This window comes from Chryseolinea serpens (assembly GCF_900129725.1).
GTDB lineage: Bacteria > Bacteroidota > Bacteroidia > Cytophagales > Cyclobacteriaceae > Chryseolinea > Chryseolinea serpens.
Genome location: NZ_FQWQ01000001.1, coordinates 2,138,995 through 2,163,114, shown reverse-complemented (window position 1 = coordinate 2,163,114; position 24,120 = coordinate 2,138,995). Strand labels below are relative to the sequence as shown.

General features: G+C 51.5%; 23 protein-coding genes. 15 read left to right on the top strand and 8 right to left on the bottom strand.

Features of this window, described 5'->3' with window-relative positions:
• Positions 1 to 23: 23 nt before the first annotated feature.
• The gene (locus tag BUB30_RS08480) at positions 24 to 788 is read right to left on the bottom strand and encodes an MBL fold metallo-hydrolase (RefSeq protein WP_073132739.1); all 765 of its coding nucleotides are present in this window, start codon (positions 786 to 788) and stop codon (positions 24 to 26) included.
• Positions 785 to 1,054: a hypothetical protein gene (locus BUB30_RS08475; protein WP_073132737.1), complete on the bottom strand. Its 270-nt coding sequence runs from the start codon at positions 1,052 to 1,054 to the stop codon at positions 785 to 787. The genes BUB30_RS08480 and BUB30_RS08475 overlap by 4 nt, the downstream gene beginning before the upstream one ends.
• Positions 1,055 to 1,158: 104 nt before the next feature.
• Between BUB30_RS08475 and miaA the strand changes: the two genes are divergently transcribed.
• The 8 genes from miaA (at position 1,159) to BUB30_RS08435 (ending at position 10,834) form a co-directional block, all read left to right on the top strand.
• Complete coding sequence (miaA, locus tag BUB30_RS08470) at positions 1,159 to 2,061, top strand: tRNA (adenosine(37)-N6)-dimethylallyltransferase MiaA (protein WP_073132735.1); 903 nt, start codon at positions 1,159 to 1,161, stop codon at positions 2,059 to 2,061.
• A 30-nt stretch (positions 2,062 to 2,091) separates the two neighbouring features.
• A complete protein-coding gene (locus tag BUB30_RS08465; RefSeq protein ID WP_073132733.1) occupies positions 2,092 to 3,390 on the top strand; it encodes a glycosyltransferase in 1,299 nt (432 codons plus the stop codon).
• Positions 3,391 to 3,450: 60 nt separating this feature from the next.
• Complete coding sequence (locus tag BUB30_RS08460; RefSeq protein WP_073132731.1) at positions 3,451 to 4,893, top strand: lipopolysaccharide biosynthesis protein; 1,443 nt, start codon at positions 3,451 to 3,453, stop codon at positions 4,891 to 4,893.
• 49 nt (positions 4,894 to 4,942) lie between these two features.
• Positions 4,943 to 6,025: a DegT/DnrJ/EryC1/StrS family aminotransferase gene (locus tag BUB30_RS08455; protein ID WP_073132729.1), complete on the top strand. Its 1,083-nt coding sequence runs from the start codon at positions 4,943 to 4,945 to the stop codon at positions 6,023 to 6,025.
• Positions 6,026 to 6,031: 6 nt separating this feature from the next.
• Positions 6,032 to 6,697, top strand: a complete 666-nt coding sequence (locus tag BUB30_RS08450) for an acetyltransferase (RefSeq protein WP_073132728.1) — start codon at positions 6,032 to 6,034, stop codon at positions 6,695 to 6,697.
• Position 6,698: 1 nt separating this feature from the next.
• On the top strand, positions 6,699 to 7,787 hold the full coding sequence (locus tag BUB30_RS08445; RefSeq protein ID WP_073132726.1) for a TDP-N-acetylfucosamine:lipid II N-acetylfucosaminyltransferase family protein: 1,089 nt from the start codon (positions 6,699 to 6,701) through the stop codon (positions 7,785 to 7,787).
• 107 nt (positions 7,788 to 7,894) lie between these two features.
• The gene (locus tag BUB30_RS08440) at positions 7,895 to 10,132 is read left to right on the top strand and encodes a LamG-like jellyroll fold domain-containing protein (protein ID WP_073132725.1); all 2,238 of its coding nucleotides are present in this window, start codon (positions 7,895 to 7,897) and stop codon (positions 10,130 to 10,132) included.
• Positions 10,133 to 10,195: 63 nt separating this feature from the next.
• The gene (locus BUB30_RS08435) at positions 10,196 to 10,834 is read left to right on the top strand and encodes a PIG-L deacetylase family protein (protein WP_073132723.1); all 639 of its coding nucleotides are present in this window, start codon (positions 10,196 to 10,198) and stop codon (positions 10,832 to 10,834) included.
• Positions 10,835 to 11,054: 220 nt separating this feature from the next.
• Here BUB30_RS08435 and BUB30_RS08430 read toward each other — a convergent pair whose 3' ends face one another.
• Together BUB30_RS08430 and ruvC are read right to left on the bottom strand one after the other, a co-directional pair.
• Entirely contained in the window at positions 11,055 to 12,203 is a 1,149-nt protein-coding gene (locus tag BUB30_RS08430) for a glycosyltransferase family protein (RefSeq protein WP_073132722.1), read from the bottom strand.
• Positions 12,204 to 12,269: 66 nt separating this feature from the next.
• On the bottom strand, positions 12,270 to 12,815 hold the full coding sequence (gene ruvC / locus BUB30_RS08425; protein WP_073132720.1) for a crossover junction endodeoxyribonuclease RuvC: 546 nt from the start codon (positions 12,813 to 12,815) through the stop codon (positions 12,270 to 12,272).
• Positions 12,816 to 12,867: 52 nt separating this feature from the next.
• Here ruvC and BUB30_RS08420 point away from each other — a divergent pair, with 52 nt between their 5' ends.
• From BUB30_RS08420 to BUB30_RS08390, 7 genes are all read left to right on the top strand, one after another.
• Positions 12,868 to 14,001 (top strand): glycosyltransferase, encoded by a 1,134-nt coding sequence (locus tag BUB30_RS08420; protein WP_073132718.1) that lies wholly within the window; start codon positions 12,868 to 12,870, stop codon positions 13,999 to 14,001.
• A 53-nt stretch (positions 14,002 to 14,054) separates the two neighbouring features.
• Positions 14,055 to 15,284 (top strand): GAF domain-containing SpoIIE family protein phosphatase, encoded by a 1,230-nt coding sequence (locus BUB30_RS08415; protein WP_073132717.1) that lies wholly within the window; start codon positions 14,055 to 14,057, stop codon positions 15,282 to 15,284.
• Between the two features lie 65 nt (positions 15,285 to 15,349).
• Positions 15,350 to 15,970 (top strand): polysaccharide deacetylase family protein, encoded by a 621-nt coding sequence (locus tag BUB30_RS08410; RefSeq protein ID WP_073132715.1) that lies wholly within the window; start codon positions 15,350 to 15,352, stop codon positions 15,968 to 15,970.
• The gene (locus tag BUB30_RS08405; RefSeq protein ID WP_073132713.1) at positions 15,967 to 17,079 is read left to right on the top strand and encodes a glycosyltransferase; all 1,113 of its coding nucleotides are present in this window, start codon (positions 15,967 to 15,969) and stop codon (positions 17,077 to 17,079) included. Before BUB30_RS08410 ends, BUB30_RS08405 begins: the two co-directional genes overlap by 4 nt.
• Before the next feature lie 54 nt (positions 17,080 to 17,133).
• Positions 17,134 to 17,481, top strand: coding sequence for a diacylglycerol kinase family protein (locus BUB30_RS08400; protein WP_073134981.1), 348 nt, complete (start codon positions 17,134 to 17,136; stop codon positions 17,479 to 17,481).
• A gap of 472 nt (positions 17,482 to 17,953) precedes the next feature.
• Positions 17,954 to 18,730 (top strand): TatD family hydrolase, encoded by a 777-nt coding sequence (locus BUB30_RS08395; RefSeq protein ID WP_073132711.1) that lies wholly within the window; start codon positions 17,954 to 17,956, stop codon positions 18,728 to 18,730.
• The gene (locus BUB30_RS08390; RefSeq protein ID WP_143164819.1) at positions 18,727 to 19,794 is read left to right on the top strand and encodes an asparaginase; all 1,068 of its coding nucleotides are present in this window, start codon (positions 18,727 to 18,729) and stop codon (positions 19,792 to 19,794) included. The genes BUB30_RS08395 and BUB30_RS08390 overlap by 4 nt, the downstream gene beginning before the upstream one ends.
• Positions 19,795 to 19,821: 27 nt before the next feature.
• On the opposite strand, the gene BUB30_RS08385 is transcribed toward BUB30_RS08390, so the two are convergent.
• The 4 genes from BUB30_RS08385 to BUB30_RS08370 all read right to left on the bottom strand — a co-directional run bounded on the left by BUB30_RS08385 (position 19,822) and on the right by BUB30_RS08370 (position 24,037).
• Positions 19,822 to 20,682 (bottom strand): NAD-dependent epimerase/dehydratase family protein, encoded by an 861-nt coding sequence (locus tag BUB30_RS08385; protein WP_073132709.1) that lies wholly within the window; start codon positions 20,680 to 20,682, stop codon positions 19,822 to 19,824.
• Between the two features lie 84 nt (positions 20,683 to 20,766).
• The gene (locus BUB30_RS08380; protein ID WP_073132707.1) at positions 20,767 to 21,669 is read right to left on the bottom strand and encodes a helix-turn-helix domain-containing protein; all 903 of its coding nucleotides are present in this window, start codon (positions 21,667 to 21,669) and stop codon (positions 20,767 to 20,769) included.
• A 131-nt stretch (positions 21,670 to 21,800) separates the two neighbouring features.
• The gene (locus tag BUB30_RS08375; RefSeq protein ID WP_073132705.1) at positions 21,801 to 22,592 is read right to left on the bottom strand and encodes an arginase family protein; all 792 of its coding nucleotides are present in this window, start codon (positions 22,590 to 22,592) and stop codon (positions 21,801 to 21,803) included.
• Between the two features lie 224 nt (positions 22,593 to 22,816).
• The gene (locus BUB30_RS08370) at positions 22,817 to 24,037 is read right to left on the bottom strand and encodes a hypothetical protein (RefSeq protein WP_143164818.1); all 1,221 of its coding nucleotides are present in this window, start codon (positions 24,035 to 24,037) and stop codon (positions 22,817 to 22,819) included.
• Positions 24,038 to 24,120 lie beyond the last annotated feature (83 nt).

Sequence of the window (24,120 nt, the reverse complement as noted above, 5' to 3'; positions counted from 1 at the left end):
AACTTGTTTTTTCCAGACCGGGTCTATTGCAGTTCAACCTGCAGGCCATCGTAGGCCAACGAAACATTCTCCGGCAATTTCTTTTCCACCGCGCCATGGAGTCCAAGCTTGTGACTGATGTGGGTGAGATAGGCTTTGGCCGGTTTGATGCGGTCGATCATGGCCAGCGCCTCGCTCAGGTTGAAGTGGGAGACGTGCGATTCGATCTGCAGGGCGTTCAGCACCAGCACTTCGGTGCCCTTCAGGCGGTCCAGGGTTTCTTCCGGAATAATGTTGGCATCGGTGATGTAGCTGAAGTTTCCAAAACGAAACCCCAGCACGGGCAGACGCAAGTGGAGCACGGGGAGGGGTGTTATGGGAACGCCGTTCAGTTCGAAGGGCCTTTCATCGATTTGGTTGAGTGTTATGCGCGGGAGGCCGGGGTAGGCATCTTTCGCAAAGGCATAGGCAAACTCCATTTTGAGCTGGTCCAAAACCTCCTGCCGGCCATACACAGGCATGTCGCTGTTCTGCATGAAGTTGTAGGCGCGCACGTCGTCCAGCCCGGCGGTGTGGTCGCGGTGGGCGTGGGTGAAGATCACCGCGTCGAGGCGCTGCACATTTTCGCGGAGCATTTGTTGGCGGAAATCGGGGCCGGTGTCTACGACAAAGCTTTGGCCGGAGATCTCAACGCGAATGGAGGTGCGGAGGCGTTTGTTCCTGAAATCCAGCGACTGGCATACTTCGCAGCGGCAGCCAATGACGGGCACTCCCTGCGATGTACCGGTGCCGAGGAACGTTATTTTCAAGCGGCTTCAGTGTGATGCAGTTCTTCGTAAAGCTTCTGGCTTTTTTCGGTGAAACGCGTGCCGTCCAGCGTCACGTGTTTCAGGATTTCAAGGAGGGCGTTGATTTTGCCTTCCGTGGTGTAGAACTTATTGATGATGATGATCTTCTGCTCCTTCAATACGCAGTAACCCGACTTGAACGTACCCTTTTCGTACCGCAGCGTATAGTCCGATTCCGCGATCATGTCCTCGAATTTGAGTAAAAATTGGTTGGTGTACTTGATCATGCTATGCTATTTCTGGCGGCAAGATACGAAGAAACAGGGGAAAGTCCGAACGTTTTAGCCCCCTGGATTTCTTTGGATCCGCGGTTCTGCCGTACCTTGCAGGCTTGGAGCACGTTAAGAAACTGATCGTGGTTGTGGGCCCTACCGCCGTAGGCAAAACGGCCGTGGCCATCACGCTCGCAAAACATTTTCGGACCGAGATCGTTTCGGCCGATTCGCGCCAGATCTTCAGGGAGTTAAGCATCGGCACGGCCAAACCCACAGGGGCAGAGTTGGCGCAGGTGCCCCATCATTTCATCGACAGCCATTCCATCCACGAGGCCTACGACGCCGCGCAATACGGACAAGATGCGCTGGAGGTGATTCACCGATTATTTGAACGGCACAACGAGGTGATCCTCTGCGGTGGTTCGGGCCTCTATGTGAAAGCAGTTTGTGAAGGATTTGACGACATTCCGGAAGTGCCTGCACAAATCCGGGAAGAACTTTTGGCTACCTATGAACGCGACGGCATTGAAGCGTTACAAGCGCTGATGCAGGAGCACGACCCACATCTTTACGCCACCATCGACCAAAAAAATCCCCACCGCCTCATGCGCGCGTTGGAAGTGAAGTTGGGCACCGGGCTCTCCATTGCATCGTTCCGGAAAAAAAATACGTTACAGCATCCGTTCACCATTGTAAAAATCGGCCTGACCTTGCCCCGGGAAGTATTGTATGAACGCATCGACCGGCGGATGGATCTGATGATCGAGACCGGATTGTTCGCGGAAGCGGAAGCCTTGTATCCGCTGCGGGCGATCAACGCCCTGCAAACGGTGGGCTACCAGGAGATCTTCGATTTTATGGAAGGGCAGTACGATCGCGAGGAGGCCATTCGTTTGTTGAAGCGAAACTCGCGGCGATATGCCAAACGCCAGCTCACGTGGTTCACACGCGACCTGCAGGTGCAGTGGTTTGGCCCGGCCGAGGTTGAAAAAATAATAGAAGTCGTCAAGAATGCGTAAATCGTATATTCGAACCCCGTCGCCAACGGCATGAGCGAAAAGAAAGTATTGATCATCACGTATTACTGGCCGCCCAGCGGTGGCAGCGGCGTGCAGCGGTGGCTGAAGTTCGTCAAGTACCTACCCGGTTTAGGATGGACGCCCTACGTGTTCACACCGGAAAATCCTTCGTTCGACATTCGTGACGAATCGCTGGCCGCAAACATTCCCCGGCAAGCCGAGGTCATCCGCTTTCCCATCTGGGAACCTTACGATGCGTTCTTCAAGCTTTCGTCGTTGCTGGGAAAAAAGAAATCGGCCAAGCCAACGGACCTGGTGTCGGGCAAGCAGATGTCGACCTTTCAAAAAGTGAGTACGTGGATCCGCGGCAACCTGCTCATCCCAGACCCGCGTGTGTTTTGGGTGAGGCCGTCCGTAAAGTTCCTCGATGGCTTTCTTCGCGAGAAGCAGATCACGACCATCGTCACCACGGGGCCGCCACACAGCATGCACCTCATCGGCTATCGTCTCAAGAAAAAGAATCCCGCGCTGCGGTGGATTGCCGACTTTCGCGATCCCTGGAGCGAGTGGGGTTTGTGGGAAAGTTTGAAGGTGGGGCCGCGCGCCCTGAACCAGCACCGGAAATGGGAGGCGCGCGTGTTGAAACTCGCCGACATCGTGACGACGATCACCCCATTTTACGTTCGAAGATTCGAAGCCCTTTCGGGACGCCCGGTGAACCTGCTGACCAACGGCTATGACGAAGACGACTTTGCGTCGCTGACGATCCGGCGGCCGGATAAATTCGTGATCCGCCACGCCGGCATTGTCAACGAGAAATGCGACCCGCGGCCCTTCATGCGGGCGGTGGAGGCGTTGGCCGCGAAGGACCCGGAATTCCGCACGCAAGTGGTCGTCGATTTTGTGGGCGAGGTACACCCGCAGTTCAGGGCTTTTGTGATGGCCTCTGAAATACTTTCTTCGCTCACATTGTTCACGCCGAATGTTCCTCACAAAGTGTTGATCGGCAAGTATGGCGACGCCGCCCTGCTGCTCCTCGTGCTTACGGGTTACAAAGATGCAGAAGGCTACATGCCCGGTAAACTTTTTGAATACCTGGCCACGGGCCTTCCCATTATCGCCACGGGCCCCGAAGACGGCGACGCAGCACACCTGCTGAACGAGACCGGCGCCGGCGACATGATCGATGGCAACAAAGGTGACGTCCTCCAGGCGAAAGTTGCCTTTCACTACGCGCAATGGAAAGCGGCAACGGCTTCCCTCAAGCAGCATTCCGGTACGGACTATTCGCGTCGCGAGATCACCAGGAAACTGACGGAATTGTTATGAGGCTGCCGATACATTTTAGGAAATTCTGTAAATCGTTTGTCATTCTGAAGCATTGAAAAATTGATCAGCAAAGGTTTCATCAAGAGCTCCCTTATCTACACGCTGGCCGGCACGCTGCCGTTGGCGAGTGGTTTTATTTTGTTGCCTTTCTATATCCTTCACCTGTCGACCGACTTGTATGGAGCCTTGTCGGTGTATCTGGTCTTTTCCTTGCTGGTGCAGATCCTGGTGACGTTCAGTTTTGATACGTCGGTGTACATTCATTTTCACGAGCTGAAAGGCGACCCGCAGAAGTTGTCGCGGTTCATCAGTTCGGCGTTTGTCTTTATGCTGCTGGCCGGTCTGGGTGTGGGACTGGTGCTGACGGCTTCGGGCGATTTTGTTTTCCGGATGGTGTTGTCCAACAAAAATGTTTCTTTCTATCCCTATGGGCTGGTTTCGGTTGGGGCTGGCATCTTCCAGGCCATCTTTAAAGTGCACAGCAGTTTGTTGCAAAGCCGCGAGAAGCCGGAGCTTTTTTTCTGGTCGAATGTGGTTTCGTTTTCGCTGATCGCGTCGCTCACCATCGCGGGATTGATACTTTATCCTGGCACGCTTATCGGGCCCGTTACCGGCCGGTTTGTGGCTTCGCTCATCCCCGGGCTCTGGGCGCTTTTCAGGATCTTCAGGGAATTCGGGTTTCACTATGACTTTGCCTGGCTGCGGTCGTCGTTCAGTTTTAATGCCTATACCTTCTTGTATCAGCTTCAGCAGTGGGTCATCAACCAGTTCGATCGCATCCTCATGCTTTTCTTTCTGCTGCTGGGCGATGTAGGTGTTTATGACTTTGCTATCAAATGCCTGATCCCCATCGAACTCCTGATGAACAGCCTGCACAACTCGTTTTATCCAAAGGTGGTGAGCACGCTCATTGCCCAGTCGGAAAAAGGGTCCGTGCCGGAAGTGAACCGCTATTATCACGGGCTCACGGCGGTGGTCATGCTCATGGTGTGTGGGAGCATATTGGCGCTTCCATGGGGCATCGAGATGTTTGTGCGCAAGCCGTCGTATCAGCAAGCCATCGACTACATACCCTACCTGGCCCTCATTTATCTTTTCCGAACGATGCGGCTATTCTTCTCTGTGCCCTATGGCATATTGAAATATTCGAAGCCCTTGCCGGTGATCTACCTGGTCATCTCTTCTGTGAAGATCCTCGGCATGGTCCTCCTGATCCGCTACCTCCAGGTCTATGGTGTCATCGTGGCTTCATTGCTCAGCGTGATGGTGGAGGTGGTCCTTTTGCGGATGAATATGAAGCGGTTCGTCTTCCGTTTCAATTTCTTTAAGATCGTGATGGCGCCCGTGATCATGTTTGTGACCATCGCGTTGCTGGAGCCGACGGTGGCAAAATTCTATCCCACGGGCATGCACGTGCTTTATGTGTTGAGTTGTGGGGGATTGCTCTGGTGGGCCTACCGGAAAGAATTAAAGCTCATAAATCCCCTCCAGGCAAAGCGATAAGGATAGAAATTTGTAACATTGCCTGGGAATAGCCTATTTTCAAACGTAAATGATCCCCGTCACGAAACCCTTTTTGCCACCGATCCAGGAATACGAACAGTATCTGCAAGATATCTGGAAACGCAACTGGCTTACCAATAACGGACCGCTCGTTAACGAGCTGGAACTTCGGCTGAAAGATTTCCTCGGGCTGAAGCACTTGCTGTTTGTCACCAACGGCACCATCGCCATTCAGCTTGCCATCAAAGCCCTGGACCTGAAAGGGGAGATCATCACGACGCCTTTTTCCTATGTGGCGACGACCAGCAGTATCGTTTGGGAAGGCTGCACCCCGGTGTTCGTCGACATCGACCCCGTGACGTGCAACATCGATCCCAAGAAGATCGAAGCTGCCATCACCCCGCGCACATCCGCTATCCTGGCGACGCACGTCTATGGAAACCCGTGTGAAGTGGAGGTCATTGACGAGATCGCGAAAAGAAGAAATCTCAAAGTGATCTACGATGGTGCGCATGCCTTCGGCGTGAAGTACAAAGGACGATCCGTGTTTGAGTATGGCGATATCAGTACCTGCAGCTTTCATGCGACCAAGCTCTATCACACCATCGAAGGTGGCGCGGTGGTGACGCGCGACCCCGAGCTTTTGAAACGGATGGCCTACTTGCGCAATTTTGGTCACGACGGTCCCGAACGTTTCGCCGACCTCGGCATCAATGGAAAGAATTCAGAGTTCCACGCCGCCATGGGGTTGGTCAACCTGAAATATGTCGACCAGATCATTGAAACACGTCGCAAGCTCTCGGAACACTACAATAAATTTTTGGGAACCTTCCAGGGCACGCGCCCGGTGGTGCCCGACCATGTCACGTATAACTATGCGTATTACCCGGTGATCTTCAACTCCGAGGAGCTGTTGTTGCGCGTCGTGGACACGCTCCAGCAGAACTGGGTAACACCACGCCGCTATTTCTTCCCGTCGCTGGAGGATCTTCCTTATGTGGAGAAAAAGGCGCCTTGTGAAGTGACACATTCCGTGGCGAAACGCGTACTCTGTCTGCCGCTATACGACACATTGTCGCCGGAAGAGATCGATATGATTTTCAGGATCATTTTGCGGGTTCAAAACAATTGATATAGCATGGTCGTTGCCGGTGCCAAAGGTTTTGCAAAGGAAGTGCTGGAGATCCTGGCCCAATGCAACGACCTGGAGAACCTCTATTTTTTCGACGACCTGTCGAACCCCGTTCCGGAAAAATTGGTGAACCGCTTCCCGGTGCTGCGCACGATGGAGGACGTAAAAAAGGTTTTCCAACAAACGGGTGATCTACGATTCACCCTCGGGCTGGGCAACCCCGTGTTTCGCTACCGGCTCTGTCAACGTTTTTTGGAAGCCGGAGGGAAGCTAGCCTCAACCGTGAGCCCCAACACCGACATCGGGCGTTTTGAAAACAAGATTGGCGACGGATGTAACATCCTTTCGGGAACCATCATCACCAGTCATGTCACCATCGGTTCCGGATGTCTGATCAATCCGGGTTGCATTCTGTCCCACGATAGTGTTATCGGTAATTTTGTGGAGTTGTCGCCGGGCGTCCGGATCACGGGAAGTTGTTCGATCGGTGACTATTCGGTGTTGGGAACCAATGCAGTCATCCTGCCAAAAGTACGCGTTGGTCAGAATGTGGTGGTTGGCGCAGGGGCCGTGATCACAAAGGATGTGCCGGACAACTGTGTGATCGCCGGCGTTCCCGGTGTGATCCGGAGAACCCTGTCACCGCTCGAACTGGCAAACCTCTTCGTGTAGCATGAATCTTCACATCGTTCCCGACAGCAGTTTTATAAATGCTTTCTACGATAACCTCAAGGAGATCGGCGCATTGGAAAACAACCGGATCGTCGTGCGTACAAATGCAAAACGCCTCCAGACGATCCGCTATGAGTTGCCGTTTGCAAAACTGAATTCTGGTTCATTCTCGGAAATAGTAGGGGATACTTCTCAGTATGACCAGGTGTTCATCCACTACTTTACGCCCCTCTTGTATCGCTGGGTGGCCAGGAACAAATTCAAGGCACTGCATTGGATGGTGTGGGGTGGTGATCTTTACAATCTAAGAGAACTGGAAAAACTTTGTTACGGTCCAACGACATGGCAACGCTACGTCAACAAGGATTGGTCGGTAACAAAATTTCTCTACGAACTAAAGGTCAGGCTAACGCAGACACCTTATCGCCGTCAGGCGCTTTCGAAAATAAAGAATGTGCTCACCTGGATGGAGGAGGAGTATCGCTTTGCGAAGGATCATCTGCCTTTGTCGGCGGATTTCCGTTTCTTCTTTTACGAGAACAATCAGGCCTATCATAAAATTGATGAACTGGTCACCGCCAAAAATGAAGATCATGAAACACCGGTGTACATCGTTGGCAATTCGGGCTCTCCGGCGAACAATCACCTGGAGGTTGTAAATTATCTTGAGGAAAAAGGGGTGAAGGCGCATTTGCTGATCCCCATCTCCTATGGTGATGCGCGGTATATAAAATTTCTAAAAAAGAATCTTCACTATCGTCAGGGCACCCTGGAATTTGTGGAGCGCTACATGAAATTTGAAGAATATTTGACGCTGCTTTCTAAAACCGATGGCCTCATCATGAACACCATTCGTCCCCAGGGATATGGAAATATTTTGATGATGATGTACATGAACAAGCCCGTTTTCTTCCACGATAAAAACATCTCCCTTCCCGATCTGACCCGGTTGAATATTCAGTGGCATGCCTTGGCGGAAGTGTCGTCCGGAAAGGTGATCCAGGATAGCGGATCGAACAAGTCCCGGATCGCGAACGTGTTTTCCCATGAGCGGATACTGGCCCTTTACAAGGAATTATTTGGCGAATAAAGTGAAAAAGGCACATCCCGGAGCCAGTGCGTCGCAGATTAAACGCAAATCTTTATCTTTGTCCTAGCCCAGTTTTAATCAATTCAAGTTGCGTCCTTTTTCCTGTTATGAATAAGTATTTGGTGGTCCTTTGTGGCCTTTTTTATTCCCTTGCCGGATTATGTCAGACAGACAATGCAGGTTCAGGCAGAGCAATTCGGTTTGATGGCATAGATGACTATGTAGACTTAGGCAATATTTACGACAATCTTGCACTGCCCGTGACCCTTTCCGTCTGGGTTTATACGGATCCTTCCATTAGCACACTGGTTCCCATTTTCGACAGCCAGGATGGATCCCCGGTCTATAACGGTGTCGCGTTAGTTACGTCGCACCAACATGTGGGCATGACCTATGGTGATGGTTTGGGGGGCAATAATCCGGCTTATCGAAGATCCAAGGCCGCGCTCATGAATGATCCTACGGGAAAGTGGATGAATGTCGCGGTGGTGTTCAAGGGGAAAACCAATATGGATATTTATGTGAACGGGGTCAACATGGGCGGGAGCTATGAAGGATATTCAGATGCGCCTATGCATTCCAATTCCCCCTCGGAAGTAGCCAAACTAGGATATTGGTTTAGCAACGGAACCTATTACCGGTTCAAGGGAATCATGGACGAGTTCCGCGTTTGGAACCGTGCGCTTTCGGAAACGGAAATTCGAGACACGATGTGTAAAAAACTTCAGGGCAACGAAACGGGCCTCATCGGCTATTGGAACTTTGATGAAACCACAGGAAGCACAGTATTCGATAAGTCATCAAATGGGTTCAACGGAGCATTGATCGGGTCTCCTGAACGCGTCTATTCATCGGCTCCCATTGGCGATGTGAGCACGTATCTTTATCCGGGATCCTGGACGGGCAACTCCGTTACGTTGACCTATGGTACTGACCGACTGAAGGTCAGCAATGTTTTGGGTTCTCCTTCGGGCATTCAGGTATACGCTGTCAATAGCCTTCCATCCCAAACCGGAGGATTGGCCGCCGGTGAATATGATAAACCCTATATGGGCGTTTTCGCGGCTACCATGAATAGTGGAGTCACTTTTGACGCAGCCTACGCCGACAACAATATCGCCGTCTGTGCCAAGCAACGCACAGACAACAGCGTCGACACCTGGATCAATCAATCCCTGACGGGCATCCTTCAGCGCACAGAATTAATGAAGTATCAATGTTGTGTTGCCTTGGACGTGGACTTGGGTGCCGATCACAGCCTATGCGATAACAGCTCATACACGCTGCAAGCCCCTGCGCAATTTAGTGGAATGGATTTTCTGTGGAGCACGGGCGCCACGACATCGTCGATTACCGTGAGCACATCCGGCGAGTACTGGCTCAAGGTCGGCGATTGCAACCTCAGTCGCGATACCGTGGCGGTAGACTTCCAGCATTCACCTTCCTCGTTTTCACTGGGTCAGGATGAAAATCTATGTACCATGAACGCACGCTTTTTGAATCCTTTCACGGCTCCGCCCGCTGACTATGACTTCACCTGGCAGGACGGTTCGAAAAACCAGGGAATGCTCGTTAATAATTTTGGGAAGTATTGGCTGAAGGTGAAAAATAGTTGTGGAAGCTTTTCAGACACGGTGACGTTCTCCAAAATCTCGGAACCAACCATCAACGTCGATTTGGGTATCGACAAACAAATCTGTGGGCAAACCAACACCACGCTCTCCTTACCCGCCGGTCTGGCCAACAAAACCACCCTGTGGAGTACAGGAAGTACGTTGCCGTCGATCGTGGTCACAGCGTCCGGGAATTATTCCGTAAAAGTTTCAGGCGCCTGTGAATCCGATGCCGACACAATAGCCGTCAGTTTCATGCAGCCACCGCCTGTTTTTTCATTGGGCGACGATGAGGTGATCTGTAATTTTAAACCGCGTAAACTAAGTCCATTAAAAGCGCCAGCGGGCTTTCAATTTGAATGGCAGGACGGCTCCATCGACTCAACTTTTGCCGTTCGCGACTTCGGCGAATATTGGGTGAAGGTTTCCAATGCTTGCGGAACGACGTCTGATAAGATCAAGATCAGTAAGCTGACGGTAGACATAGATAAGATCCCCAACGTGATCACACCGGGCAACGATATGCTCAACGAGAACTTTGTGGTGGAGGCAAACCTGTTGGGCTCACGCTTCACCGTGTTCAATCGCTGGGGCGAACGGGTGTATGACAACATCAACTACCAAAACAACTGGAATGGCGGAGCGCTTCCCAGCGGCGTCTATTTTTATATACTTAAAAACGATTGCGTCGGCCAAGTAAAGGGGCATATCACACTCGTGAAAGGTGATTGATTACTGCCCAAACGAGCGGTCTCCTGATTTTTAATCCTTAAATTTCCGTCTCAAACTACCCGCATGGACATTACTAAATTCAGGACCGTGCTCGTCCTGGCACCCCACACCGACGACGGCGAACTGGGCGCCGGCGGCACCATCGCTAAACTGATCGAAGGCGGTGCCGACGTCTACTACGCCGCATTCTCCACCGCCGAACAGTCCGTACCCGAAGGATTCCCCAAAGACATCCTGAAAACCGAAGTGAAGAACGCCACCTTTCGGCTCGGCATCAAACCCGAAAACCTCATCATCTACAACTACGAGGTGCGCAAGCTCAACTATGTACGCCAGGAAATCCTCGAAGGCCTGATCCAACTGCGCAAACGCATAAACCCCGACCTGGTCCTGCTCCCGTCCCTGAACGACATCCACCAGGACCACAGCACAGTAGCACAAGAAGGTTTGCGCGCATTCAAACAACGCACCATCCTGGGCTACGAACTGATCTGGAACAACCTCACCTTCAGCACCAGCTGCTTCGTGCAACTGAAGGAAGAACATATTCGCCGGAAAAGCGACGCGCTGAAGGCCTATGAATCACAGCAGCACCGTGATTATATTTCTGAACAATTTGTTTTCTCGCTGGCGAAGGCTCGGGGTGTGCAGATTGGAAGTGAATATGCGGAGGCATTTGAAGTGATACGGCTGATATTTTAATCCGCCGCCCTTGTCTCGCCGTTGTTGGTGTTCTTCACCAACAACATTGGATGGCGAGCGCCAATGAACGAAGTGTACGACCCAATGGAGACCCGGTGGAAACTATGTATTTGTTGACCAAATTATAGAGGAGCCACACCGAATGGGTTGTTGGTGAAGAACACCAACAACGGCGGGAGCCGAATGGGTTGTCGGGTGAAGAACACCAACAACGGCGGACCTAATCCAACTTCTTCAAAGCCTCCAACAACACAGCCTGATTGTGTTCCGCACTCAACTCCTCCGCAGCCTTCTGCGTATTCATTTTAAACCGCGTGACATCCTCCTTCGTCAAAGCCTTCAACGCATTTGCCATGCCCTGCGCCGTGAAGTCCTCCGAAACCACCCCAATATCATAACGCTTCACAATCTGTGCGATCTCTCTTAACGGACCGCCTATGGTGCCAAGGCGTGCCTGAATGCCATCGAAAAGCTTATTGGGCAGACCGTTCTCATAATTGAAATTTACCGGCGGAATGAGGATCACCCCCATGTCATAGTGCGCATGCAGGGTCGGCACGATCTCGCTGCCTTTCAGGGCCGGGAGCACTTTGACGTTGCCCATGGCGGCGGCGCGGGCTTTGAAAGTTTCGAAGTATTCCTGGGTTTGGGGTGAGGCGTGGCCGGGCAACAGGTAGATGAGGTCGAGTGTGAAGCGATCGCCCAGCCCTTCCATCATGTCCAGCATGAGGTCGGGGCGGCGCGAGATGTTGAAGATACCGTGGTGGACGAGTTTGATGGGATAGTGGTCGACGGGCTTTGGCGTATGCTGTACATACGGTGAGGCGTTGGTGATGATGAGGGGCTTTACGCCGAAATGCTTTTCATACTCGTTGGCCAATCCAGTGCCGACGGTGGACATGCCCGCCGTCAACGGAATGTATTTCCGGCAAAGCGCAGTGTTGAAGCGCTGGAAGAAAATACGCCAGTACAGTCGGTCTTCAAAATGACGGGGAGCATATTCGTGGGCGTCAAAAAAAACTTTGCTGTGTTTTCCGGCGATGTCGAAGGCCATGGGGAGGGCTTCGATGTCGTTGGCGATGATGATGTCGAATTTGCGTTCGCGGAGGGGGGCGACGTAGGTCTTGTAGTCGTGGAGCAGCGCGTAGGCAATGCGGTTGATTCCCAAGAGGAGAAATATGGACGTGATGGCTTTCCGGAAAAAGGTGAGGTTGGTTTTTTTGAGGATATAGAGCTCGCGCGCCGGGTCGGGATAGGCATCGAAACAGGCGGCGGTGACGCGATAGTTGTCTTTCAAAAAGTTGATCTGGCGGGTGACGCGGGCGTCGTTCTTCAGATCGTTGAAACAAAGAACCAAAAGGGACTTCATGGAGAGAAATTTCGTAAAGATAGAATGCCGCCGAGTTTGGCAACGCCCCGCGGCGGTGTATTAATTTTATTTTGCGCGCCCTGGATTTTCCTTGACAAACGCTTCCCAGGTTTTGGTTTTTGCTTTGGTTTCTCCTTTCTGAAAATGATGACACAAGGCTACGGCCAGCGCGTCGGTGGCATCCAATAGCTTGGGGAGCTCTTTGATGGCAAACTGGGCCATGAGCATCCGCGCCACTTGCTCTTTGGAGGCGTTGCCATTGCCCGTCACGGATTGCTTGACCTTCTTGGGTGCATATTCAACGATCGGGATCTCGCGCGACAGGGAGGCAGCAATCGCCACCCCTTGTGCGCGACCAAGCTTGAGCATGGACTGCACGTTCTTGCCAAAGAAGGGAGCTTCCAGCGCCACTTCGTCGGGACTAAACTCGTCGATGAGGCTGATGACGCGCTCGAAGATCTTCTTGAGCCGCAGCTCGTGGCCGGCATATTTGCTGAGGTGGATCACCCCAAACTGGAGCAGGTCTACTTTGGGCTTGCGCACCAGGATGAGCCCATACCCCATCACGTTTGTGCCCGGATCGAGACCGAGGATGATCTTTTCTTTTGCCATATTTACCACGGCCCAAGATAGGGAGCGTTTGTAAATTTCTGAAATTGCACGCATGACCACCGTCACCATTCTTTTTTTTGCGCTTTATTTCATCCTGGTGATCGTGTTGTTCGTCGGGTGGAAGAAGGCCGTGGCACAAAAGCCGGGCGTCCCTTCAGGATTGCGCGCGACCGTGGTGGTGCCGGCACGCCATGAAGCACAAAACATCGCCCGGTTGCTGGAAGACCTGAAGAGACAGACCCACCCGCTATATGAAGTCATCGTGGTCGACGACCATTCCGAGGATAACACCGCCGACATCGTCCGGCAGCATCTCCCGGAGCATCCACACCTCCGCCTGGTGAGCAGCGCAGGGACCGGTAAAAAAGCAGCCTTGACACAGGGTGTTCAATTGGCGCAGGGAGCGGTGATCATCACCACCGACGCCGACTGCCGCGTGCCGGCGGAGTGGATCGCGACGCTATTGTCCTGCTTTGAGAAAGATGCCGTGCAGATGGTTTTTGGAGGGGTGGCGATCACGGGAAAAGATTATTTTTCCACACTCCAATCCCTGGAATTTACCAGCCTCATTGGCTCGGGCGCGGCCACGATGGCGTTGGGCGTACCCACCATGTGCAACGGGGCCAACCTGGCGTTCCGCAAAGATGCGTTCGAGGCCGTGGGCGGCTATGAAGGCAATTGGCACATCCCCTCGGGCGACGACGAATTCCTGCTGCGAAAGATCGCCCAACATTTTCCCGGAGGAATTGCTTTTTCCGGCGACGAACGCACCGTGGTGACCACAGCGCCCAGCCCAACCCTACGTAACTTCATCCACCAACGGATTCGCTGGGCAGGAAAGTGGCGGCATCACCAATCGTTTGTTAGCAAGGCGTTGGCGTTGTTTGTCGCGGCCTTCCAGGCGTTGGTCTTCGTATTGCCGATAATGGTAGTCATGCAGCGTATCGATGCCGGTGTCGCCCTGGGGTTGTGGGTGGGCAAAGCGGCACTGGAATACTTTTTTTTGAGAAGCATATCACATATTCTCCGGCTATCCTGGAATTGGCCCGCTTTTCTTTCGTTACAACTCTTGTATCCACTTTATATTTTGTCAATCGGTGTCTTTTCGAACTTTCATACGTTTGAGTGGAAGGGGAGAAAACTAAAGTCGCTCACGATCAGTCATAACGAGGTAAAACATTTTTAGGAGCGGCAAAAACGTTGTGTTCAATTCGCTTTTCAGATTAACTTTACCGTAACATGACAGAACAAACCCTCAAAGCAAAATTTGAAATCAAAGAACTCGAGCTCAATGCGCTGCTCGAGATCACGCAGGCTATTAACAGTAATCTATCGGAAGAATCCCTCTACAAGATCTATAACTTCACCCTCCGCTCAAACCTCAACATCCAGAAGCTCGCCCTCTTTGTGTTGGATGATGAATGGAGCTGCAAAGTAAGCTTCGGTACCAAGAAACATTTTCACAAGGCCAACCTCTTGCCGGCCTTTAAGACCATACAAGACATTACGCACCTGCGCGAATTCGAGCAATGCGACTTCACCGTGTTCGACATCATCATTCCCGTCACCCACAAAAGCACCACCCTGGCGTTGGTGTTTGTCGGCGGCCTGGAGATGGACGATCAGAGCTATGAGAACGAAGATGGCATCAAGTTCATCCAGGCGCTCAGCAACATCATCATCGTTGCCATCGAAAACAAAAAGCTGGTGCGCAAACAGCTGGAACAGGAATCGTTCCGCAAGGAACTCGAGATCGCCAGCGACGTGCAGCAGTTTCTCTTCCCCGACAAACTGCCCAACACCGATCGCCTGAAAGTGGAAGCCAGCTACCTGCCCCACGACATGGTGGGCGGCGACTACTACGATTATATCCCCATCAACAAAAATCAATTCCTCATCTGCGTGGCCGACGTCAGCGGCAAAGGCATACCCGCCGCGTTGATGATGTCGAACTTCCAGGCCTCGTTGCGCACCTTGCTGCGGCAGACACCCAACCTGACCGATATCATCGAAGCGTTGAACTTCCAGGTGTTGGAGAATACCAAAGGGGAGAAGTTCATCACCTTCTTCGCGGCCATCTACGACCTCCGCTTGAAGACCATGGTCTATGTGAATGCCGGTCACAATCCGCCGATCCTGATCGACAAAAAGAATGGCTTGCGCTTGCTGGAGGACGGCTCCACCGTGCTCGGTGCCATGCACCCCCTGCCGTTCCTCAACGAAGGTTTCGTGACCGACCTCGACGACTTCCTCCTGTTCTGCTACACCGACGGCCTCACCGAAACGCGAAGTGAACAAGGGGTTGAATTCGGCGTGGAGGCTCTGCTGGATTATTTCAGCCAGGAACTAACGTACACCAAGGAGTTAAAGACCATCCACCAGGATATCATCGTCGCCCTCGACAACTTCAAAGGCAAGAACGGATACAACGATGACATCACCATCCTTTCGTGCCGGGTAGGAGGATAGTTTTTTTGTTGCACGGTAGCCATACTACCGGTCATGGTCGGTCATTTTATATCGGGATTTGATCTATGCTTCACCGGACACCTTCCCTTTTTCCCTTCCTGTATCCTTCGCTCACCTGGAGAATAGAAAACGCGTCGCGGGAATTGTACCTGACCTTCGATGACGGACCCGTTCCCGGCCCCACAGAATTTGTACTGGACACGCTCGCCGCGCACAACGCCAAGGCCACTTTTTTTTGTATCGGTGATAACGTCCGGAAGCATCCCGACATTTTCAAGCAAGTCATTGCAAAGGAACATGCAGTAGCCAACCACACCTTCAATCACATGAACGGCTGGAAGACCAACCGCAGCGACTATGTGCAAAACATAAAACAGTGCCAGGAAGAAATGGCCCGGCACACCCAGGTGCCGGCGCTCTTTCGTCCTCCCTATGGACGGATCACCCGAAGTCAAATAAAAGCCCTTCCCGATTTCCAGATCATCATGTGGGACGTACTTTCCGTGGACTACGACCGGCACCTGAGCGCCGAGCGTTGTCTGAAGAACACCATCAACGCCATACGACCCGGCTCCATCATCGTTTTCCATGACAGCCTCAAAGCCGAACGGAACATGACCTATGCGTTGCCACGCGTGCTCGATCATTTTACCCAACAAGGTTTTCAATTCAAAACACTTTCGTGACCAAACGCATACTGATAGCGCCGCTTGACTGGGGCCTCGGTCATGCCACCCGATGCATTCCGCTGATCCGCGAGTTGCAGCGAAGAGGTTGCGAGGTGTTCATTGCCGGCAGTGGCGATTCCCGTCTGCTCCTGGAGAAGGAGTTTCCACAACTCACCTTCCTGGAACTGCCCGGCTATCAACCCTCATACCCGGCCACGCGGAGCATGGCCTGGAGCATGGCCCGTCAACTTTCAAAGTTCAGACGCGCCATCCGTGAAGAGCATGCCTGCGTGGAACGCTACGTCAAGGAGCATGCCCTCGACCTGGTCATCTCCGACAATCGTTATGGCTGCTGGACCGCGGCGGTGCCCAGCCTATTCATTACCCATCAAAGCAACATCCTCATGCCAAAACGCTTTGGATGGATGGCGCCGTGGATCCGGCGGATCAACCACGCCTTCATTCGGAAATACACCGAATGCTGGATCCCCGACTTTCCCGGCGATCACGCCCTGGCTGGAGAATTGATCTCTTTTGGAAAACACCGGTCGAACTATACGGTCCGCTACATCGGCCCACAATCAAGATTCATCCCAACGCTTAAGGCAAAGGTCGTCTACGACGTTGTCTGTGTCTTCTCCGGTCCAGAGCCACAACGCACCGTGTTCGAGAACATCGTGGTGCCGCAGGTGAAGGCATCGGGTCTGAAATATTTTGTGGTGCGGGGCCTTCCTGCTGCTGCCGAGGAGCAATCCAGTGATAATTGTGTTAACTTCCTTTCGGGGGCAGCGCTTCAAACCGTGTTGGAACAGGCATCGTGTGTCGTTGCCCGGAGTGGGTTCAGCACGGTGATGGACTTGAGCGCTTTGCAGAAGCGGGCGATCTTTGTTCCCACCCCCGGGCAAACAGAGCAGGAATACCTGGCAGCCCGCCTCATGAAGCAAGGCGTGGCCTTCATGCAGGAACAACACCGGTTCAACCTGGCCGTCGCGTTAGAGGAATCTAAAAAGTATCAGGGCTTCACGCAGTCGCACGCAGACCCTGCGTTGTTGGCCGGAGCGTTGGATCATGTATGGGAAACGTTGAATAGCCCCCCAGTGCAAAAAGAACTCGTTGATGGGAAGTAATTTGATGCCGTTCGTTGCGTTTGCTTGTTCGATTACATCAGTGTCAAAAAAAATATGAAGAGCTTTTTAAAGAGTTTTATCTATGCCTTTCACGGCATCTGGTCGGGTATTTCCGGCGAGCGCAATCTCAAGGCCCAGATCGTCGTGGCGTTGTTGGTGATCGGCGCCGGGTTTTATGTCAGCATCACACCCGAAGAATGGTGCATCGTGATCCTCTGCATTGGCGTGGTCATTGGGTTGGAACTGATGAACTCCGCCATCGAGTCGCTGGTGGACCTGGTCACCCTGGAGCGAAAGCCCCTGGCCGGCAAGATCAAAGACATCGCCGCCGGCGCCGTGCTGGTGGTGTCGTGTATGGCCGTGGTGATCGGCATTATCATCTTCCGGAAATATTTGTTGTAATTCTTTAGCCTTGTCTTGCCTTTAATCCGCCTAGGCGGATTTCCGATCATAGCCCCGGGTGAGACCCGGGGAGGAGAGGTTGCCCTTTTCAACCCCAACGGGGTTACCTTCTCGGGGGGAAACGCAGCAGCTTTGAAATGCTTCATTAATAAAACTAAACTTTCCGATTACGATAGAGGTAGTGGCCCTAAAGAGAAACCCCTCCGGGGTTGTTTCTGATTTGTTTCACCTACCCCCAGTTTCACTGGGGGCTATGATGGGAAAGCCCTACGGGCTTTAGCGCAGTAACCCTCCAATGCTTGCCCGCTGAAATAAGTTTACGCTTTTTTGAGCGATCCTGCTACACTATACATTTACGAGGCAAGGGATTTTAAGAGGTTCATCATTAATTGCCCTGATCTTAGACGGAGACTCATCAATTTCTTAACTCCCCCTAGCGCGCATCCTCCCGGAGAACTTGTACTTTTGCGACATGAATTTTTACGTCGACACGCACGCCCATATTTATCACGAGGATTTTATAAAAGACTATGCCGACATGCTGCACCGGTGCGAGGAACAGCAGATCGGCAGGATCTTCATGCCCAACGTGGACCACACGTCCATCGACCGCATGATGGAACTCGAAAGCCGCTCACCCCAAACCTGCATGGCCATGATGGGCTTGCACCCCTGTTCGGTGAAAAAGGATTTTGAACGCGAGCTCTACCTCGTGGAAAACTGGCTTTCAAAACGAAAATTTGCCGCGGTAGGGGAGATCGGCACCGACCTCTATTGGGACAAGACCTTTTGGGACCAGCAAGTGGAGGCCTTCAATGTGCAGATCGAGTGGGCAAAGCGCTATGCCCTCCCCATCGTGATCCATTGCCGCGAAAGCCTGGACAAGACCATCGACCTGGTGGAGAAGGTTCAGGATGGACGCCTCTCCGGGATCTTCCATTGCTACGGCGGCACCGTGGAGCAGGCCGAGCGCATCATCAAGCTGGGATTTTACCTGGGCATCGGCGGCGTGGCCACGTTTAAAAACGGTGGACTGGAGCCCGTGCTCGAAGCCGTGAGCCTCGACCATATGGTTTTGGAAACGGATAGTCCTTATCTTGCCCCCGTGCCGCACCGGGGCAAGCGCAACGAGCCGTCGTATATACCCTTGGTGGCGGATAAGATTGCCACCGTAAAAAAATGTCCCTTGGAAGACGTTCGCTCCATGACCACCCGTAACGCCCTCGCCCTGTTCAACCTTTCCGTATGATGAATCTCAACACCGTCAGCATCAACACCGCGCTGCCGGGCAAGTCGCGCGCCCGCATCCTGATCATTTACACTGGCGGAACCTTCGGCATGACCTACGACCGCGAAGGCGTGCTCGTGCCCTTCAACTTCCCCTACATCCTCGAACAATTGCCGACGCTGAAAAACCTCGCCCTCGAGATCACCGCCGTATCGTTCGAGAACCCGATCGACTCCTCCAACGTCAACATCGAGCACTGGCGCCTCATCGGCAGCATCATCCGCGACCAATACGCGAACCACGACGGCTTTGTGGTCCTGCACGGCACCGACACCATGGCCTACACGGCATCGGCCCTCAGCTTTATGTTGGAAGGGTTGAGCAAGCCCGTAGTCTTCACCGGCGCCCAGCTTCCCATCAGCGAACCCCGCTCGGATGCACGCGAAAATCTCATCACGGCCCTTGAAGTTGCTTCGGCCCGCCAGGAAGGCATCCCCCTCGTGCCCGAAGTGTGCATCTACTTCGACTATGCGTTGCTGCGCGGCAATCGCTCCAAAAAAGTGGAGAGCATGCAATTCGACGCCTTCGACTCCGGCAACTATCCACCCCTGGCCAAAGCCGGTGTGAAGATCGACTATAACTTTTCCGTGATCCGTTCCACGCCCCGGTCCACCAGCCTCGAGTTGCGCGACACCTTCGAAACCAACGTCGCCATCCTCAAACTCTTCCCCGGCATCAACCGCCAGGTGGTGAACGCCATACTGACCATCCCAGGCCTGAAAGCCGTCGTAGTGGAAACCTATGGTTCGGGCAACGCGCCCACGCTGCCGTGGCTCATCGAAGAGCTGCAGGTGGCCATCGAGCAGGGCATCATTCTCCTCAACATTTCACAATGCCCGGGTGGCCGCGTGCTCCAGGGCCGCTACGAGACCAGCAAGCGCCTCCAACAAATTGGCGTCATCAGCGGCGCCGACATGACCACCGAAGCTGCCGTCTCGAAATTGATGCTTTTAATCGGCCAGTTCGGCCCCGAACGCACCCGCGAGCTGATCGGCCTCTCCCTGGCCGGAGAATTGACCTCGTGAGGTTTGGAAACTGTGCCTCACCCGAGGCTACAAAATATCCAGATCACGTGCTACATAGTAACTTGGAACCAGTGGCCTGAAGCTGGTCTTGCTTCTGAGTTTTGAGATGTCCATGATGCCTTCAAAGGGCTTAGCCAATGGCCCTTCTGTGGGGTCGAATGTATCGCTGGCTAATCCAAAAGCATCAACAAGTTCATATAAGCTGATCGGTGCATCATCGGCCACATTGAATATTTCGCCGTTTAGCCCGTCGGTATGAAGCAGTATCGTTAAAGCCTGGGCAACATCTACATGATGTACCATGTGCATTCTATACCCGGAGTGACGCTTCCATTTTTTCAGTACAGGTATGATCCCTTCGATATGAGGATCTCGATCACCATAAACAAACCCCAGACGCAGTACACGTACATCAAGGCCCGTTGTTTTATGAAGCGCAAGGAGTTCGTTCTCCGCTGCAATTTTGCTGGACGAGTATGCCCTGGTGTCGTTCACGTCAAGCAAATCGTCTTCCTTTGATGGCCGTTGGTTGTCGGGGCGATAAACGTTGCCGGTGCTCGTGAAAATAAATCTTTTGACACCTGCTGCCATGGATGCCTTGGCAAGGGCTACGGTTCCTGAATGATTTGTCTTTATAATACCTTCATTGTCGGTAAAGCTTCGGAAGAATGCCGCGATATGGATCACCGCGTCGATATCTTTTACAGCGGGGGGTAAAGTATCCGGGCTATTTAAATCCCCGACAACAACCTTGGCGCCGAGTTCAACCAATGCGGATGCTTTTACAGCATCGCGCACAAGAATGCGAACGTCATGGCCTTTTGCTAAAATGCGTGAAACAAATCTGCTGCCTACCTTTCCGGTAGCGCCTGTTACTAAAACCTTCATATTTTTTATTTAAAATTTATGAAGCAAAGTTCCACACAGCGTGGCGCTCCACGCTAACGAGAATCGAACCATAAAGTATGATTTTCAAACTTTCTGTTTCCGGAGCGATTGGGGAGTAACACCGGTTACCCGCTTGAAGTAGTTGTTGAAATAGGTTGGATATTCAAACCCGAGGCCCTGGGCAATGTCGGCCACACTCCAATCCGTATAAAGCAAAAGGGCCTTCGCTTCTAAAGCAATACGTTCGGCTATGTGTACAGAGGTGGGTTTGCCGGTAACATCTTTTACGGAGCGGTTAAGGTAGTTTGGATGTACCGAAAGACTCCCGGCAAAGTCTTGTGCCGTTCTTAGCCTGAGCGGTTGTTCGGTGTTATCGATGGGGAATTGTCTTTCTAATAATTCCATAAACGACCACGCGATTCTGGTGGCCGCGTTTTTATGTTGCGGTCCGTTTTGTGGCGGCTGAATTCTTAAGGCTTCGTGAATAATGAGCGCTAAACAGTTCTTGAGCAATTCGTCCTTATGACGATAATTACTGCTGTATACGCTGAGCATTTTTTGAAAAAGTCCCGTCATAAAGGCAACCTGTTCTTTGTCAAGCGGAATGACGGGTGTTCCATCCGATCTGAACAATGGGGAATTCTGCAAGATCTCCCTTCGCTCTCTGCTGGAAATAAAAGCTTCGGTAAAAAGACAGGCATAACCTTTTCTTTTTTTGGAATGACGCACAACAGAATGCGGTATGTTGGGATTGACAAAAAACAGAACGGTACCCTTTATTTCTAATAGCCTATCACCATAGTAAAGGGTCATATCACCGGTGACCAAACCCATTTTATAAAAATCGCGCCGGCCCTGAACGACGGCGTGCCGGCCGTTCGCTGCGGATAGATCTGCCCTTTCCGGTAATGCGTGGATCTTAAAACCTTTCAGTTTCAGATCCTTTGTAACGGATTCCGGGACGCCGGATACGCTTCGTGTTGCCATTTGGCAAAAGTATGAAAATCAATCTATTTAACCGTGTACATATTTTATCCCCGATCCGTCATGAACTCGGTGGAGCAGGTACACCTTCTGGAAAGTGACCTTTCTAACAAAAATGGAGTTGTCTCCCTTGTTCAGAGTATAATTTGGTCTATGATGGGTTTTATGGTGTTCAACTGTTCTAACGTTGTAGCGGTTGATTCTGTGATACAAAACCCAACGACATGATAATTTGCTTTTATTTTTCTTATAAGTTCAGTCACGTCAGACACGGAAGACCCAACGTTTGTCGGAAACAAGGAGAATGCATATTCGGATTTGTCTAAAACGTCTAGGTCAAGATGAATGTAAACATTTTTGAAATGCTTGATTTTATCTTGAACGTACTCAAATTGACAATCTCGAATCGTTGTCATATTATGCTCCAGGATATATTGGCTTTCAGGCTCGTCTAAGTCCCTCAATCCGACATAACATATTTGTTCCGGGTTCAGTCTGGAAAACAGCAAGCCAATAAATTCTTCGTTTCCCTCTCCTAAGAGTATTCGCAGCGGCATTCCGTGAAATGCTTTGCTGGGGGAGCTCTCTGGTGTATTCAAATCAGCGTGTGCATCGATATAAAGAATACAAAGATCTTCCTGGTAGAGCTTGTTGAGATAGGAAATGGGCATGATCTCAATTCCACAGTCGCCGCCAATAGTTGACAGTTTATCAAGTTTACTGCTACTAATTATTTCTTTGAAAAGCTTTGCCTGCTCGAGTAACGGTTCAAAGCATTTAATGTTGGCGATGGTTGTTAAACCTTTTTTTGAAAGTGGGATAACGTTGGTGTCGCTATCCTTGAAATAGGAAATGAAAGTCTCTGCTCCCCGTTTCAAATCATCCGTCAAACCTGAGCCTTGCCACTGTGGGTTAATGAAGATCATATTATAATTTTAGGGGTTTTATTTATTCGTTGAATGTCGTTCATACGTTCGCTAAACATTATAGTTCCGCTATTATAACGTAGCAAAGAAAATGCAGTTACCCTTGGTTGGCGTAAATACGACGCAGGTTGGCTTTAGAACATCTTTGCGGGCGTTATCAGCGCAAAAAAAAACGCTGTGCGATTTCTCGCACAGCGTGACAGGGTCTTTTCATTTGGAGTAAACTACGATTTACCGATCCGGTAGTAGTACGACACGTTGATGGAATAATCAGCGAAGGCAGCATCACCTTGCACATGAACCTTTTGTGATTCATCCGTGATCACAGAGTTTTGCAGGTTTTGACTGGCTTTGTCGGCTGCACTTTGAATGCGGTTTCTTACCAGGTTAAAGGGCACGAACAAACTTACACTATGCTTTCCGTTGCGGTAGGAAACACCAGGCTCGACGGCGATAACATAACCAGGTCTGCGATAGGCAACCTGTCCACCAAAGGCATCATAGGCGGGGATGCCTTCAAATCTTCCGGCAGCAGATAATGTCAGGTTTTTGCTCTTTCCAACAGCCGTCATGAAACCTGCCCGTACAAAGTACTGATCCGGTGAAGCGTAAAGGTTATAGCCCGTCAACGTTCCAAGGACATTGCCATTCTTATCCTTTACCACAGTCGGTGCTGACTTGAACGTGCCATTGGATTCTCTGGGGTTGAACAAATAATAGCCGGTACCAAAAGCGTAGATGCTTTTATATACTTGTTTGAATCCTTGCATCTCAACAGAAATACCAATTCCACCATCGCCAGGCTGAATGGCCTGGTCCATCACTTGATTTTGGGTGATCACTTGCTTCGTAGTAGGATCTAATGCAATGGCATCATCGGTTTTTGAATGACTTCCCGTGTTCAGCTTCACACCAAGTCCAACCATCAGGTTTCCTTTTTGATGGGTGGCAGGATCAAATACCCAGTAGTTCGCCGTCACCCGGACGTCTGCGAGCCCTTGAGCATACACGCTGTAACGGGTTCCTTCTAAGGTCTGACCGGTAGTGGGATCTTTTTTGGTTGCCAATACCTGCGAGCGTTCATTGTGAACATAGGGAATGACAAGGTTCACCTGGAAACGGTCAGTGATCGCATAGGAAATGCTAAGGTCGATCGCGTGTGAATAAATATTGACCGCATTTCCTTTTTCATTTCCATTCGCGTCGAAGCCACCGCCTGTATTTTGGCGTTGCTTTTGTTCCTCTGTGCCCACATAATGTCTGAAGGAATGGAAATAGCGATAGTTTGTTCCGATCTGAAAATGACCTTTGGGAAGGGTATAACCACTCGTTGACAACGGGTTAATACCGCCCATCGCGCGAACAGCAACACAACCCTGAGCAAAAACGCCAGCGCTTGTGAAGATGAAAAACAAGAGAATTGAAAGCTGTATAAATTTTTTCATTGGAGTAAGAGTTTGAGTAGTAGTAGTTAAGGTGACAGGCAATTACAATCGTACCCATAGGATCAAATCCTTGGATCAGACCA